The sequence below is a fragment of the Kineococcus sp. AC630 genome (assembly GCF_979255925.1).
This window is the reverse complement of the sequence record NZ_CEEDMJ010000010.1, coordinates 97,125-109,754: the sequence shown is the minus strand read 5'-3', so window position 1 is coordinate 109,754 and position 12,630 is coordinate 97,125. Positions and strand designations below refer to the sequence as shown.

Here is a 12,630-nt window from a genome sequence, read left to right as displayed (position 1 = left end):
GGGTGCCGACGTGAGGGACACTGGAGCCGTGACCGCACCCTTCTTCCTCGACTGCGACACCGGCATCGACGACGCCATGGCCATCGGCTGGCTGGCGACGACCCCGGGGATCGACCTCGTCGGTGTCTCGACCGTCAGCGGCAACCTCGACGCCGCCGGGGGCGCCCGCAACACCCTGGACCTGCTGGCCATGATGGGGCTGCCCGACGTCCCCGTCAGCGTCGGCGCCCACGACTTCCTCGACCACGCCTACTCCGGTGGTGCGCCCGAGGTCCACGGCGTGAACGGGATCGGCGAGGTGACGCTGCCGCGCGCGGCGGCCGAGCCCACCGGCACGAGCGGCGCGCAGGCCATCGTCGACGCCGCCCGTGCGCACCCCGGTGAACTCGACCTGCTGGCCATCGGGCCGTTCACCAACATCGCCCTCGCCCTGGAACTCGAACCGCGACTGCCCGAACTCGTCGGGAGGTTCACCGTCATGGGTGGTGCCGCGATGGCACCGGGGAACGTGTCGGCGCTGGCGGAGGCGAACGTCGCCAACGACCCGCTCGCCGCCCACACCGTGTTCACCGCGGGTTTCGACCTGACGATGATCGGCCTGGACGTCACGATGAAGCACGTCTTCGAGGAATCCCACCGCCAGGAACTCCTCGCCGTGGGAACCCCCGTCACCACGGCCATCGCGCAGATGCTCGAGTACTACTACGCGTTCTACGCCCAGCGCTACGGCCGGCCCTGCGCCGTCCTGCACGACCCGCTGGCCGCGGCCGTCGCGACCGGCGAGGTGGAGCTCGCGGTGGCCCCGACCGTTCCCGTCGTCGTCGACCACACCGACGGACCGGGCCGCGGGCAGACGATCGCCGACCTGCGCGACGTCTACCAGGGTTTCCCGACGGCCTACCCGGGCGGCACCCGGGTCGCCCTGGAGATCCCCGGCGACTTCGCGGCAACCCTGCTCGAGCGGTTGTCCCGCCTCTGAAAACGGTTGGTGGAGTGCGGGTTCCGCTGCCTACCCTGAACCGGTGATCAGACACCCGCACGCCGGTGAGGAGGCCCGCCGCCTCGCCGAGGCCGGCACCGTGCTGCTGACCCAGGTCGGCAGCGGGGTGCACGGCACCGCCCTCACCGGTCAGGACGACCGCGACGAACTCGGCCTGTGCCTGGAGCCCGTCGAGTTCGTGACCGGCCTCGCCCGGGTGCGCACCCCGGGCGGTCGCGAGATCCCCTTCGAGCAGTACGAACTGCACACCGCCTGGGCCCGCCCGCGCGGGCTGGCCGAGAGGTCCGGCCCGGGGGACCTCGACGTCGTCGTGTACAGCGCCCGGAAGTGGGCCCGCCTGGCCCTGGCCGGGAACCCCACGGTGCTGCTGCCGTTGTGGGTTCCCGACGCCGAGGTCGTCGCGGTGACCGACGCCGGCCGGGAACTGCGCGAGAACGCCCACCGCTTCGCCTCACGCACGACCGGACGACGGTTCCTGGGCTACCTGCGGTCGCAGCGCGCCGCGTTCCTCGGTGAACGTGGTCGTCGGGCCGCGGTGCGGGCGCGACGCTCCGGTCCCGGCTACGCCCCGAAACCGGCCACCCACGCGCTGCGGCTCGGGCTGCAGGGTCTGGAACTGCTGCGCACCGGCCGGGTCACGTTGCCCGTGCCGGGCCCGGACCTGGACGCGCTGCGCTCGGTGCGCCGGGGCGAGTGGGCCCTCCGTGACGTCGAGGCGTGGGTCGCGGACCTGGAGGCCGACCTGCTCGCCGCGGTCCGGGCGAGCGACCTGCCGGAGACCGGCGACCGGGCCTGGGTGGACGGCTGGCTGACGCGGTCCCACCAGGAGTTCTGGGCCCGCTGAACCTTCCCCGCGGCTACCTCGTTGTGCCCGCCATGGGGACGAGTGTGCGTGACGGTGCGATCGCACTGGCGGTGTCGGTGCTGGTCTGCGCCGCCCTGGCCTCCTACGCCGGGGTGGCGCTGTCACAGGGGGCCGCGGCGATCGCCGGCATCGGGCTGGTCGCGTGCGCCGCGGTGGCGGTGGGTTCGCGCCGGGACCGCTGGTCGGGCCCGGCGGACCGGGTGACGCTGGCCCGGACGGTGCTCGTGGGTGGGTGCGCGACGGTCGCCGTCCTCGCCCTCACCGGGGTCGTCGGGCCGCGGCCGTGGTGGCTGGTCGGGCTCGCCGTCCCGGCGTTGGTGCTCGACGGCGTCGACGGCTACGTCGCGCGCCGCACCGGCACCGCGACGCCCGCCGGCGCCCGACTCGACATGGAGGTCGACGCCGCCCTGCTGCTGGTGCTCTCGCTGACCGTGGCGCTCACCCAGGGGTTCTGGGTAATCGCCATCGGCGCGATGCGCTACCTGTGGGTCGGCGCAGCCCGCGTCCTGCCGCGACTGCGGGGCGAATTGCCGTTCCGCTACTCCCGCAAGGTGTTCGCCGTCGTCCAGGCCGTCGCGTTGATCCTCGCCCTGGTCCCGGTCGTGCCGGTGCCGGTGGCGCGGGCCGGGTTGGTCCTCGCCCTGGCCTGCCTGGTGTTCTCCTTCGGGCGGGACGCCCTGACCCTGCTAGCCCACCGCACCGGCGAGGCGGTCGATCGTCGTCGTCCAGCCCTCCCGGATGCCCAGGCCGAACCAGTGCTCGACCTGACCCGCCTCGAGGTTCTCCGAGAGGCTGAGTCGGGCCGTCATGCGCGTTCCGTCCTCGGTGGCGACGAAGTCCAGTGACACCAGGGGAGTGGCGTCGACGTCGTCGGGGTCGAGTTCCGGCCAGCCCCCCACCGCCCCCCAGCTGAACACCAGCCGGTGCGGGGTGTCGATCTGCAGGTAGCGTCCACCGGTCGCGTAGCGCCGACCTCCCGGCCCTTCCTGGAGCAGGACCCGCCAGTACCCCCCGACGCGCAGGTCCACGCTCGGTTCCGACTGCGCTGCAGGCAGTCCCGAGAACCACTCCAGCTCCCCGGGTTCGGTCCAGGCCGCGAACACCCGTTCCGGGGCGACGGGGTAGTCGCGGACCAGGGTGATGCTGCGTCCTGCGGTCTCGGTGCTCGGTCCCGTGCTCATGGTGTCTCCTTCGACAGGTGCTCGGCGAGTCGGTCGAACCGGTCGGTGAAGAACCGCCGGTAGTCGTCCATCCAGTCGTCGACGGCCCGCAGGGGTTCGGTGGCGAGCCGGCAGGGCCGCCACTGCGCCCGCCGGCCCTTGACCACGAGTCCGGCGCTCTCCAGGACCGTGAGGTGCCGGGAGATCGCGGGCAACGTCACCGCGTGCGGCGCGGCGAGTTCGTTCACGGTCGCCTCACCCCGGGCGAGCTGGGCGAGCAGGGCTCGACGGGTGGGGTCGGCGAGGGCGGCGAAGGTGACGCTCAACTGGTCATCCACGTGGGTCTCCCGTACTTGACGACTTCGACAAGTACAACGCGGCGGCCGGTCGCCGTCAACCCCGGGAGACGGGTCAGGCCGGGGGATCCGGTCGGCGGCGGGCGTCGAGGACGTCACCGACGGCGTCGGCCAGCCGCTGCAGCACCGTGAGGGCGACGTCGTCGAGGTCGCGGGGGAAGCGGTCCAGGACGCACACGGCCCCCAACGGCAGACCGTCGCGGTCCAGGATCGGCGCCCCGGCGTAGGCGCGCAGCTGCTCGGGGCCGGTGACCAGGGCGTTGTCGGCGAAGCGGGCGTCGGCCGTCGCGTCGGGGACGGCGATGGAGTGCTCGGCCGCGACGACGTGGGCGCAGAAGGAGACCTCCTTGGGGGTCCGGGAGGTGTCGTAGCCCAGGACGCCGGTCAGGCCGCGGCGGGCGGCGAACACCTGCTCGTCGGCTCCGACCAGACTCACCAGGGCGGCGGGCATGCCCAGGGAGCGGGCCGCGGTGGTGATCAGCTCCTGCAGTTCCGGGTCGTCGGTGAGGGCCGCGACGTCGTGCTGCTGCAACGACTGCAGACGCCGCCGCTCGTCGTGGTGCTCCGGTGCGCTGGGCATGGGCGTCTTTCGGCTCGGGGTTCCAGGATCAGACGGAGACCGGGTCCTGCGCGCCTTCGGGCGTGGCGAGGACGGTGCGGTCGCGGCCGGTGCGCTTGGCCCGGTACAGGGCCTGGTCGGCTTCGCTCATGACCTGCTGCATCGACTGGCCCGGTCGCCACTGGCTGATGCCGATGCTGCACGTCTGCCCGGCGGGGATGTCGGCGCGGATGCGGTCGGCGACCACGCGGGCCTGTTCGGCGGTGCAGCCGGGCAGGGCCAGTGCGAACTCCTCGCCACCCCAGCGGGCCAGCACGTCCACGTCGCGCAGGTGGGTGGGGGTGCGGCGGGCGAAGGCGCGCAGCAGCTCGTCGCCGGCGAGGTGCCCGCAGGAGTCGTTGTAGGCCTTGAAGTGGTCCAGGTCGACGAGGGCGAACGTCAGCGGGGCGCCGGTGCGGTCCGCGCGGGCGATCTCGATGCCGGCGGCCTCGTCCCAGCGACGCCGGTTCGCGAGCCCGGTGAGGGGGTCGTGGACGGCGGCCTGGGCGAGCTGGTCGACGAGGTCGGCCCGGTCGAAGGCGTGGGCGGCCTCGGCGGCGAGGGCGGTGAGCAGCGCCGTGATCGCCGGGGGCAGAGCCGCGAGACGCCCCTGCCAGAGCACGACGAGGACACCGGCCACGACACCGTCACGTCCGGGGACGGGGATCCAGGCCCCGGACGCCTCGCCCATGGTCTGGGCGATGAGGGGGTGGGCCTGGGGGTGGTGGGCGGCGTCGGCCAGGAAGAGCGGTTCGTCGGCGTAGTAGCAGGTGTGGACGAGGCTCGTCGCCTCGTAGAGGTCCAGGGTCATCCGCGTGCCCTCGGGCAGCACCTCCTCGGCCGGAGCTCCGCCCTGGTCGACGTGGGCGGTGGCGACGAAGTGGCGGGTGGCGCCGTCGGGCTGCCACAGCATGGCCGACCAGGCACCGGAGATGTCCAGGGCGGCCTCGCAGACCGCCCGGCGGGGGTCGGGGGAGGTCAGGACGTCGCGGGAGGCGCTGACGAGTCGTTCGAGGTGGTCCGTCTGTTCGCGCAGCTGGTCGTTGGCGCGGCCCAGGGCGACCTCGCGTGCCCGCACGCTGCGGAGGTCGTGCAGGGCGACGACCGCCCCCAGGACGGTGCCGCCGGGCGCGGTCAGGCGGCGGGCGCTGCAGATCACGGGCACGGCCGGCAGCCCGTCCGGGGCGATCAGCACCTCGACCCCCACGACCTGCTCGTGCCGCAGAGCGCGCTGCAGGGGGGAGTCCGGCGACTGCAGCAGTGCCCATCCCGCGTCACCGTCGAAGGCCGAGAGGGGGTCCCCGGACCGCAGTCCGTGCCAGATCCGGGCGGTGTCGTTGAGCAGGGTGAGACGGCCGTCGGCGTCGCAGACCGCGACGCCGACGTCCACCGTGGCCAGGACGGTGTCGGCGAGGTCGGCGCGCTGCCGGACCTGCTCCAGCAGGTCGAGCGCTCGGGCCTCGGAGGTGCGCAGACGTCCCAGCAGGACCTCGCGTTCGTCGCGGCTCAGGGCCAGGGCCAGGCCGATGACGGCCAACAACCCGACGTAGGCCTGCACGACCAGGGCGCGGGTGGCGGGGTGGGCGATGGCGGCGAAGGGCCCGCCGCCGGCGAGGGTGAGCAGGACGGCGACGCAGCTGATGAGGAAGTCGTGCAGGGTCACCAGGGTGGTGTCGAAGCGCAGGGCGATCCACACCGTCAACGCCAGGGGCAGGAAGGCCAGGGGGAGCCCGTGGGCGAACCAGAACACCCCGAGGTAGGCCACGGCGGAGGCGGCCAGGGCGGCGGCGAGTTCCACGGAGCGCCAGCCGGTCGGCACCAGGAAGGGCAGTCGACGCGAGGAGGCCTGCGCGGTTCCGGTGAGGTCGCGACGGGTGCCGAGCACGTGCCCCACGCGCAGCACCAGGACCGTGATCAGAGCGATGGCGACGCTGTTGCGGACCATCCAGACCGCGATCGGCAACCAGGACCACGCGCCGGCGGCCAGCGCCGCGGCGGTCGGGCCGATGAGGCCCCCGGCGGCCGTGGCCACCAGGGCCGCACCCAGCAGGCGGGCCAGGGTGCGGGTCCCGGTGAGGGGTTCACGCCCGCCGGCACCCCACAGGTGCGGGCACCACCGGCGCAGCAGGACGACGAAGACCTCGACCTGCAGGAGGTTGGCGAGCACGAAGAAGGCGGCGAGCACGGGACCGGCTCCGGTGGCCACGTTGAGCGACCAGGTGAGCAGGGCCAGCAGGGCGACGTCCAGACGGCGGGTCCCGGCGTCGCGCTGCACGGCGAACCACGCCGCCGACACACCCGCCGCGGGCCACACGAGGCTCAGGCTGGTGCCGTCCATGATCGTAGTGCGTCCCAGGAGGACGGCGACCGCGAAGACGAGGGCGAAGCCGAGGCTGCGCGCCGCCGACCGGAAGGCGGGAGTCGTCGTGCTCACCGGTACCTCTCGCGCGTCGTTCGTCCCCGGGCTCTGGAGACGGGCTCAGTCGTGACCATCGACGCGGTACGGCACCTGCTTGACCCTGACGGCGCTGAACGGGTGACGTGCTGGGGAGTGCGTCTCGTCGGTAACTTGTCATAATGTCGAAAGCCGGTTTTATCTGCGGCGCAACGTGTCTAGAGGGTTTCTGAGGGTTTCTTGGTTACTGCGTCAGGACATTCCTGAAACCAACTCCTTCGTATTCTTCGACCGGGTTACCGACCCTATCGCCGGTCGTCGAGAAACTCCATCGTCGGCCCTGGCGAGCACGTTGCGGATGGAGTTCGGCGACCACGTCGCCGCGGATCGAGGGGGGTGTCCGTTCGCGTCGAGCCAGGCCCCGAGTTCGCGAAACGACATGCCCCGTTCCTCGTACAGCTTCCGCATCGTGCGGAGGGTCTTCTGCTCCGAGGGGACGGGGACGAGTTCGCGGCCCTCGGCGCGGAAACCGAACGGTGGCCGGCCCCCGCCGTACCCGCCGGCGGACACCTTCCGCGCCTTCCCCGCGCGCAGGCGCAGGCGGATCACCTGACGCTCGTAGTCGGCGACGGCGCCGAGGATCTGGCGCACCAGCGCCCGGGTCGGGTCCTCGGGGTCGTGGGCGAGGTTCTCGTCCTCGGCCGCGAACGTCGAGTGCAGCTCGAGGCCGACCCGGTGCAGGTCGGCCAGGATCGTCTCCTGCAGCACGACGTCGCGGGCCAGGCGGTCGAGGCGGTAGACGACGATCGCTCCGGCCTCGCCCGCGGCGAGGCGCCCCAGGGCCCGGGCCAGCGCGGGACGGTCGGTGACGTTGTCCGCACCGGAGCGGCCGACGTCGGACTCGACGGCGACGACCCGGTGCCGGTGCTTGCGTGCCCAGGCGCGAACGGCCTCCTCCTGGACCTGCAGGCCCTGGCCGTCAGCCTGAGCGTCGGTGCTTACTCGGCAGTAGGCGACGATCTTCACCCTCGGAGTCTCGCAGATCGTGCAGAAACTCCGGCGCATTCGCGGGTCGTGGCGCGAGCTCGAAGTGGCGCTGCAGGAGCCAGGTGCACGACCGCGGGTCCTCCGCCGAGGTGAGCTCGTCGGTCCAGCCGTAGTCGGCCCACCAGTACAGGACGTCGCCGCGCTGCACCGGACGCGAGCCGGAGCCGTCCTCGGGACGGAAGTCCCGGCGCGTGCACCCGCCGGGGGCGATGGCCCCGCAGTCCTGGCACCAGATGCGGCACCCGTCGCGGTGGTGCTCCCGCTCGCGGCCGCCGTGGCCGACGTCGCGCCAGCGCCAGTCGTGCGCGACCAGCACCCGGTGCGCGGGGACGTAGCGCGGGGTGAGCTGGCGCGGGAAGCGGCGGGTGGGCACGCCGTACCAGTAGAGCCCGCCGAGGGCGAAGTACGCGCGGTGCGCCATGCACCGCTCGCCCGTCAGCTCGTCGGCCCGGTTGAGGCAGGTGCACGGTGTCTCGGCGGTCCACTCGAGGACCTCCTGAACGGCGTCGCGCAGGTCGTGGAGCCAGGCCATGTCGGACACCCTGCAACGCTCTGACCTGCAGTGTTAGCAAACCTGTAGGTATCTGCTCCGTTTGGCCCATGATCGTGACCCGTGCGGGTGCCCTCGCGACCCTCGCCAGAGGGTCAGCTCAGCGGGTCGGCTTGACCAGTCCCGGCGGGACGGTGCCGTCGAGGAGCTGCCGCGCCTCGGCACCCTCGGAGGCCCGTGTCAGCGTCTCCCGGACGGCGAGCTGCGCCGGCTGACCGGTCTTGGGGTCGCGGACCTGCACCCGGGTGTCCATCAGCGTGCTGACGGTCTCGTCGGGGAGCTGGCCGGCGATGACGAGGACCTCGGCCAGGGCATCGACGATGGTCTGGTTGCCGAGCTGCGGCCAGCCTGGCCAGTTGCCGCTCGACCAGTCCCCGCCGAGCTGACGGATGATGACCCCGCCCATCTTCAGCAGCTCGTCGAGCTTGCGTTCCTGCTCAGGGGTCATGTCGTCGGCCTCGGCCTTCTTGGTGTCGGGGGTCGGTGCGGGCGGGTGCAGGATGCGGGCGGCGCGGGCGAGGATCACGGAGCGCTGCGGCCGGCGGATGTCGCCGGGACAGTCCGGGTGACCCCAGCCGACCTTCGAGCCCATGCCGTGCCAGCCGAAGCCGGTCTGGCCGGGGGCCTCGGCGAGCTTCATGGCCCACCCCCGGGTGTCGGCGCCCCAGGCGTAGAGCGCGGCCGCGGTGTTCAGCTGAGCCTCCGTCAGGGGCTCGCCGACGTAGCCCTCGAACTCGACCGAGTGGTACATCCCGTTCCCCGACCCCTGGGCCCAGGCGTAGGAGGTGTCAAGGTCGACGTACTGCTCGAGGCGGCCGTCCTTGGCGATCCACCAGGTGCTCGAGGACTCCGAGCCCTTCCGGTTGAACCACGGCTGGGGGGAGTTGTTGCCCTGCTGAGTGTGCTGGACCACGCCGAGCTCGGGCTTCACGCGGCGTGCGGTGCAGGCGTGCACGGGTCGCCAGACGGCGTGCGGGGCGAGGGTGACCATCAGGCGGCGATCCAGGCGAAGGTGAGGCCGGAGGAGTTGACGGGTGACCCGCTGGTGTTCATCCACTCCCAGGTCAAGTTCCCCGTCGTCGCGTTGTAGGCGATGTTCCGGATCTGGATGCTGACCTGCGCACCCGCGGTCGAGCGCGCGCTCATGCCTGCGGCGGTGGTGGTGGCGCTGGCAGCGGTGAGGTAGGGGGAGTTCGAGCCCGATCCTTGAAGAATCTCGCCCTGCCACTTGCTGCCGTCGGTGCCGGCCATGAAGTGCAGGCCGGTGAAGAAGTTTGTGTCGAAGAGGGTGCCCCACACCATCTTGAAGCCCGTTCCCAGTGACACCGTGTTGGTGGCGAACGCGGCGGGAATCGTCGGGGTGGTCGTTGCCGCGGCACCGAAGGTGGGAGCGAAGGCAGCCGGGTCGGGCGGGACGACGACGGCACCGTTGACGACGTAGTTCAGCTTCGACGTCGTGAGGTTGTAGATGATGAACGGGCTCGACTTGTCGGCGGCGGTGAGAGCGTTGATGGCCGTCTGGTCCAGTGGTCGCAAGGTGTCCGCATCCGTTCCGGTCGTCGGGGTGGTGGTGACCTGGCCGGTGACGGTCAGGGTGGTCGCGGCCAGTGCCGCGGCGAGCTGTGCCGGGGTCAGGGGGTTGTTGAAGCCCATCAGCCCCGCCCGGTGGAGTAGACGGTGAGCTGCAGGTTCAGGAACCCGACCGCACCGCTCGAGGCGCCGGACCAGACGGCCACCAGGCGGGAGCCGCCGGGAACAAGGAGGCCGGGTGACCAGTCGGCCACGTCGAAGTTCCCGGCCGAGGACCCGTCGAGGAGGTTCTGTGGCGCGGTGGTTCCTGAGTAGAGCAGCAGCGTCGTCGGGGTCGTTGAGGTGCACGACGTCGTGGCGTGCTCGATGACCCATCGCTGGTCGGTGGCGATGTCGGGACCGCTGACGAGGATCTGCCCACCGGACTCCTTGCCGCCCAACGGGAGGTTGATGCGGTCGATGGCCGAGACGGCCGCGGCCGGCACCTGGTAGGTCGGCAGCGGGACGCCGGAGTACCCGGATCGCCGGGCGCCGAACAGGGCCACCTCAGGCGCCGGGCAGGAACCGGGTCGCGAAGGGTCGCGAGATGCCGCGGTTGTCGTAGGCGTCGTAGAGCAGCACGGAGCCCAGGAGGATGCAGGCGATCCCGCCGTAGAGCGCGGCCTGGCGGTTGCGGATGATCGGCTTGCTGGACATCAGGACTCCTCGGTGGTGGTGGCAGAACCGGACACGGGGGGCCCCGTGGTCTCGGTGGCGGGCAGGGTCGCGGCGGTTCCGTCGCCGAACTTGGTCGCCAGTTCACCCTTGGCAACGGCGAGGGCGAGGGCGATGACAGCGGCCCAGGCCTCGGGGATGTCGAGGGCCTCGACGACGGCCACGCCGACCCCGGCCTGAAGCAGCGTCCACACGGCGCGCTCAGTGATGTCGAGCCAACGCCGGCGGGCTGGGAGTTTCGGGGTCATGGCGCTCCTGTCGGTTCCCCGGTCGGGACGTCCTGCCCGGGGTCGCTCGTCGTGGTCGGGGGATCGGGTGGGGCGGTGACGGTGGCTGTCGTGGTCTCGGTCGTCGTCGCGGTGGTGGTCTCCGTGGCCGTCTCGGTGACGGTGGAGTACTCGGTGGCGGTGACGGTCGCGAACGCCGTCGTGGTGAGCACGACCGGCGCCGGGGTGACGGTGGTGATGGACGTCGCGGTGACGACGTTCCCGGCGGGGCCCTGCGGCCCGGCAGTTCCCGCGGCGCCGGGGGTTCCGTCGCGTCCGTCGCGACCCGCGGGGGCTGTGAGGGTCACGGCCGGTGGGGTGACGATGAGGACCTGGCCGTCGCGGCCGTCACGGCCAGCGTTGCCCGTGACGGTCGCGGTGGGCAACGCGGCGACCTGGTCGGAGGCGGGCGGGGCGACAGGTTCCGCGCCGAGGCCCCGGACCTGAGCGCGGAGGTCGTCCACGGACTGCCCCAGGACGGCCGCAGCGGCGCGGTCGGTGCTCGCGGTGGCGCGGGTCGCGTGGAGGTCGTCCGCGGTCGCTGCGGACTGCCAGGCGCCCCAGCACGCCACGGTGAACGACGTCGCCACGGCGAGGCCCGCCAGCCGGCGCCAGGACCGGGCGAGGCCGCTGCGGGTGGCGCTGCGCAGCGTCACGACGGCTCCCGCTGACGGACGGGTTCCCCCGGGACCCGCGGGCGCCGGCGAATCGGCAGGCCGACCTCCTCGAGGCGTTGCTCGAGCCCGGCGACCTCGCGCTCGTGGGCGAGCTGCTCGAGGCGCCGGGCCTCGCGCTCGTCGCGGAGGACCTGCTCTGCGGCCTCGGCGCGTTCGCGGTGGAACCCGGCGAGTTCCTGCCACTCGTCCGCGGCCGCGCCCTGGGCCTCGACCGCGCGGGAGGTGCCGGTCTCCATGCGCTTGCCCATCAGCGCGAGCACGCCGAGGATCGCGCCGGTGATGACCCCGGCCCAGAGGCCGTCCACATCAGTCGACTTCCCCGATGTGCAGAGACCCCTCCAGGCCGCCGGCCTGGCTGCCACCCGCGACGGGGGCGACCTCGATGGTGAGGCCGTCAGCGCCGAAGGAGACCCCACCCGCGGTCCCCACGCGCATCGTCGAGGTCCCACCCGCGGGGACGACGGTCACGGCGACGACGTCGCCGGTGATGTCGCGCCCGGCGCGGAAACGCACCAGGACACCGTTGGTCGCGGAGGTGTTCGCCAGCGACCAGCCGACGAGGCGGCCGTTGGAGGCGGCGATGCGCTGGCCGCTGATGCCGTTGACGGGGAACGCCCGCGCGGCGAGCACGCGGATGCCGTTCAGCGTCGGCTGCAGCCCGGCGCGGACGTCGTCGGCGACGGATTCGATGACGGAGACGAGCTGCTCGTGGCGCTTGTGGCGGACGTCGTCGCGGACCCGGTTGAACTGGCCCTGGACGGCCTCGCCGGGTTTCGTCGCGACCTCGCGTGCGCGGGCCTTCTTGCTCGGGGTGGTCCAGGACATCAGGCTGCTCCTCCGAGCTGGGACGGGATCGAGGTTCGGGTGGTGGGCCAGGCGGTGACGAGGATCCCGGCGCCCAGCAGCGCCAGGCCCAGGGTCGCCGCGGCGCCGGTGACGATGAACGGGCGGACTTGGGACCAGACGGTCGTCAGCCCGGCGGAGAACGTGTCCCCGACCGCGCCGGAGAGTCCGCCGGTGACGTCGTCCCACAGGCCTGCGTTGTTGACGTCGACAGCACTTCCCCCGCCACCGGCAGAACCGTTGCTGGGCAGCGTGACACCGGAACCGGCCACCGCTCCTCCTTGGGCTTCGCCGAGGTACTTCTTGTAGGCGCCGGAGGAGTACACCGACCAGGCACCGAGCCCCTGCCCCTTGTAGACCTGGTAGGCCGACTTCGCGTTGAACGCCGGGTCGCTGAGTCGGGTCGCGTCACGGGTTCCCCCGGTGCCGCTCTGCGCCTTCAGCGACCGGACCTGCCACAACCCGATCGAGGGCCCCCACGTCGCGTTCGCGAGGGTGGTGTCCCCGACCGCGGTGGTGTTCCACCCGGACTCCGCGCGGGCGATGGCCGTCATGACGACGGCCTCGGACGCGCTGAACCCGGCGGCCTTGGCGTAGGCGTAGACCTGCCCCGCGGAGAGTTGCGTCAC

Annotated in this window: 17 protein-coding genes and 1 pseudogene; 3 read left to right on the top strand and 15 right to left on the bottom strand. The window is 72.5% G+C overall.

Translation table 11 applies throughout. The features are described from left to right. Positions 1-28: 28 nt before the first annotated feature. From AC0I8G_RS12465 to AC0I8G_RS12455, 3 genes and pseudogenes are all read left to right on the top strand, one after another. On the top strand, positions 29-979 hold the full coding sequence (locus AC0I8G_RS12465) for a nucleoside hydrolase (protein WP_471730200.1): 951 nt from the start codon (positions 29-31) through the stop codon (positions 977-979). Between the two features lie 43 nt (positions 980-1,022). Further along, positions 1,023-1,844, top strand: coding sequence for a DNA polymerase beta superfamily protein (locus tag AC0I8G_RS12460; RefSeq protein ID WP_471730199.1), 822 nt, complete (start codon positions 1,023-1,025; stop codon positions 1,842-1,844). 32 nt (positions 1,845-1,876) lie between these two features. Next, positions 1,877-2,500 (top strand): annotated as a pseudogene (locus AC0I8G_RS12455) (CDP-alcohol phosphatidyltransferase family protein); the annotation flags it as partial. A 51-nt stretch (positions 2,501-2,551) separates the two neighbouring features. Here AC0I8G_RS12455 and AC0I8G_RS12450 read toward each other — a convergent pair. From AC0I8G_RS12450 to AC0I8G_RS12380, 15 genes are all read right to left on the bottom strand, one after another. Continuing rightward, the gene (locus AC0I8G_RS12450; RefSeq protein WP_471730198.1) at positions 2,552-3,046 is read right to left on the bottom strand and encodes an SRPBCC family protein; all 495 of its coding nucleotides are present in this window, start codon (positions 3,044-3,046) and stop codon (positions 2,552-2,554) included. Further along, positions 3,043-3,363 (bottom strand): ArsR/SmtB family transcription factor, encoded by a 321-nt coding sequence (locus tag AC0I8G_RS12445; RefSeq protein ID WP_471730197.1) that lies wholly within the window; start codon positions 3,361-3,363, stop codon positions 3,043-3,045. Before AC0I8G_RS12445 ends, AC0I8G_RS12450 begins: the two co-directional genes overlap by 4 nt. Before the next feature lie 73 nt (positions 3,364-3,436). Next, the gene (locus AC0I8G_RS12440) at positions 3,437-3,961 is read right to left on the bottom strand and encodes a GAF domain-containing protein (RefSeq protein WP_471730196.1); all 525 of its coding nucleotides are present in this window, start codon (positions 3,959-3,961) and stop codon (positions 3,437-3,439) included. A 28-nt stretch (positions 3,962-3,989) separates the two neighbouring features. After that, on the bottom strand, positions 3,990-6,413 hold the full coding sequence (locus AC0I8G_RS12435) for a diguanylate cyclase domain-containing protein (protein WP_471730195.1): 2,424 nt from the start codon (positions 6,411-6,413) through the stop codon (positions 3,990-3,992). Between the two features lie 213 nt (positions 6,414-6,626). Next, positions 6,627-7,400 carry a recombinase family protein gene (locus AC0I8G_RS12430; RefSeq protein WP_471730194.1) on the bottom strand — a complete coding sequence of 258 codons (774 nt, stop codon included), beginning with the start codon at positions 7,398-7,400 and terminating at the stop codon, positions 6,627-6,629. Beyond that, entirely contained in the window at positions 7,354-7,953 is a 600-nt protein-coding gene (locus AC0I8G_RS12425) for a hypothetical protein (RefSeq protein WP_471730193.1), read from the bottom strand. Before AC0I8G_RS12425 ends, AC0I8G_RS12430 begins: the two co-directional genes overlap by 47 nt. Positions 7,954-8,071: 118 nt before the next feature. Next, positions 8,072-8,962: a peptidoglycan recognition protein family protein gene (locus tag AC0I8G_RS12420; protein WP_471730192.1), complete on the bottom strand. Its 891-nt coding sequence runs from the start codon at positions 8,960-8,962 to the stop codon at positions 8,072-8,074. Continuing rightward, positions 8,962-9,624, bottom strand: a complete 663-nt coding sequence (locus tag AC0I8G_RS12415; RefSeq protein WP_471730191.1) for a hypothetical protein — start codon at positions 9,622-9,624, stop codon at positions 8,962-8,964. The genes AC0I8G_RS12420 and AC0I8G_RS12415 overlap by 1 nt, the downstream gene beginning before the upstream one ends. Next, entirely contained in the window at positions 9,624-10,046 is a 423-nt protein-coding gene (locus tag AC0I8G_RS12410) for a hypothetical protein (RefSeq protein ID WP_471730190.1), read from the bottom strand. The genes AC0I8G_RS12415 and AC0I8G_RS12410 overlap by 1 nt, the downstream gene beginning before the upstream one ends. A 1-nt stretch (position 10,047) precedes the next feature. Beyond that, positions 10,048-10,197 (bottom strand): hypothetical protein, encoded by a 150-nt coding sequence (locus AC0I8G_RS12405; RefSeq protein ID WP_471730189.1) that lies wholly within the window; start codon positions 10,195-10,197, stop codon positions 10,048-10,050. Further along, the gene (locus AC0I8G_RS12400; protein ID WP_471730188.1) at positions 10,197-10,463 is read right to left on the bottom strand and encodes a hypothetical protein; all 267 of its coding nucleotides are present in this window, start codon (positions 10,461-10,463) and stop codon (positions 10,197-10,199) included. The genes AC0I8G_RS12405 and AC0I8G_RS12400 overlap by 1 nt, the downstream gene beginning before the upstream one ends. Next, the gene (locus AC0I8G_RS12395; protein WP_471730187.1) at positions 10,460-11,137 is read right to left on the bottom strand and encodes a hypothetical protein; all 678 of its coding nucleotides are present in this window, start codon (positions 11,135-11,137) and stop codon (positions 10,460-10,462) included. The genes AC0I8G_RS12400 and AC0I8G_RS12395 overlap by 4 nt, the downstream gene beginning before the upstream one ends. After that, a complete protein-coding gene (locus AC0I8G_RS12390) occupies positions 11,134-11,463 on the bottom strand; it encodes a hypothetical protein (RefSeq protein ID WP_471730186.1) in 330 nt (109 codons plus the stop codon). Before AC0I8G_RS12390 ends, AC0I8G_RS12395 begins: the two co-directional genes overlap by 4 nt. A 1-nt stretch (position 11,464) precedes the next feature. Next, positions 11,465-11,983, bottom strand: a complete 519-nt coding sequence (locus AC0I8G_RS12385; RefSeq protein ID WP_471730185.1) for a hypothetical protein — start codon at positions 11,981-11,983, stop codon at positions 11,465-11,467. After that, entirely contained in the window at positions 11,983-12,630 is a 648-nt protein-coding gene (locus AC0I8G_RS12380) for a transglycosylase SLT domain-containing protein (RefSeq protein WP_471730184.1), read from the bottom strand. The genes AC0I8G_RS12385 and AC0I8G_RS12380 overlap by 1 nt, the downstream gene beginning before the upstream one ends.

Bases quoted from the DNA above. Each gene is read 5' to 3' on its own strand.
- AC0I8G_RS12425 (WP_471730193.1), bottom strand. From the start codon at position 7,953: ATGGCCTGGCTCCACGACCTGCGCGACGCCGTTCAGGAGGTCCTCGAG.
- AC0I8G_RS12450 (WP_471730198.1), bottom strand. From the start codon at position 3,046: ATGAGCACGGGACCGAGCACCGAGACCGCAGGACGCAGCATCACCCTG.
- AC0I8G_RS12415 (WP_471730191.1), bottom strand. From the start codon at position 9,624: ATGGGCTTCAACAACCCCCTGACCCCGGCACAGCTCGCCGCGGCACTG.
- AC0I8G_RS12420 (WP_471730192.1), bottom strand. From the start codon at position 8,962: ATGGTCACCCTCGCCCCGCACGCCGTCTGGCGACCCGTGCACGCCTGC.
- AC0I8G_RS12405 (WP_471730189.1), bottom strand. From the start codon at position 10,197: ATGTCCAGCAAGCCGATCATCCGCAACCGCCAGGCCGCGCTCTACGGC.
- AC0I8G_RS12400 (WP_471730188.1), bottom strand. From the start codon at position 10,463: ATGACCCCGAAACTCCCAGCCCGCCGGCGTTGGCTCGACATCACTGAG.
- AC0I8G_RS12385 (WP_471730185.1), bottom strand. From the start codon at position 11,983: ATGTCCTGGACCACCCCGAGCAAGAAGGCCCGCGCACGCGAGGTCGCG.
- AC0I8G_RS12440 (WP_471730196.1), bottom strand. From the start codon at position 3,961: ATGCCCAGCGCACCGGAGCACCACGACGAGCGGCGGCGTCTGCAGTCG.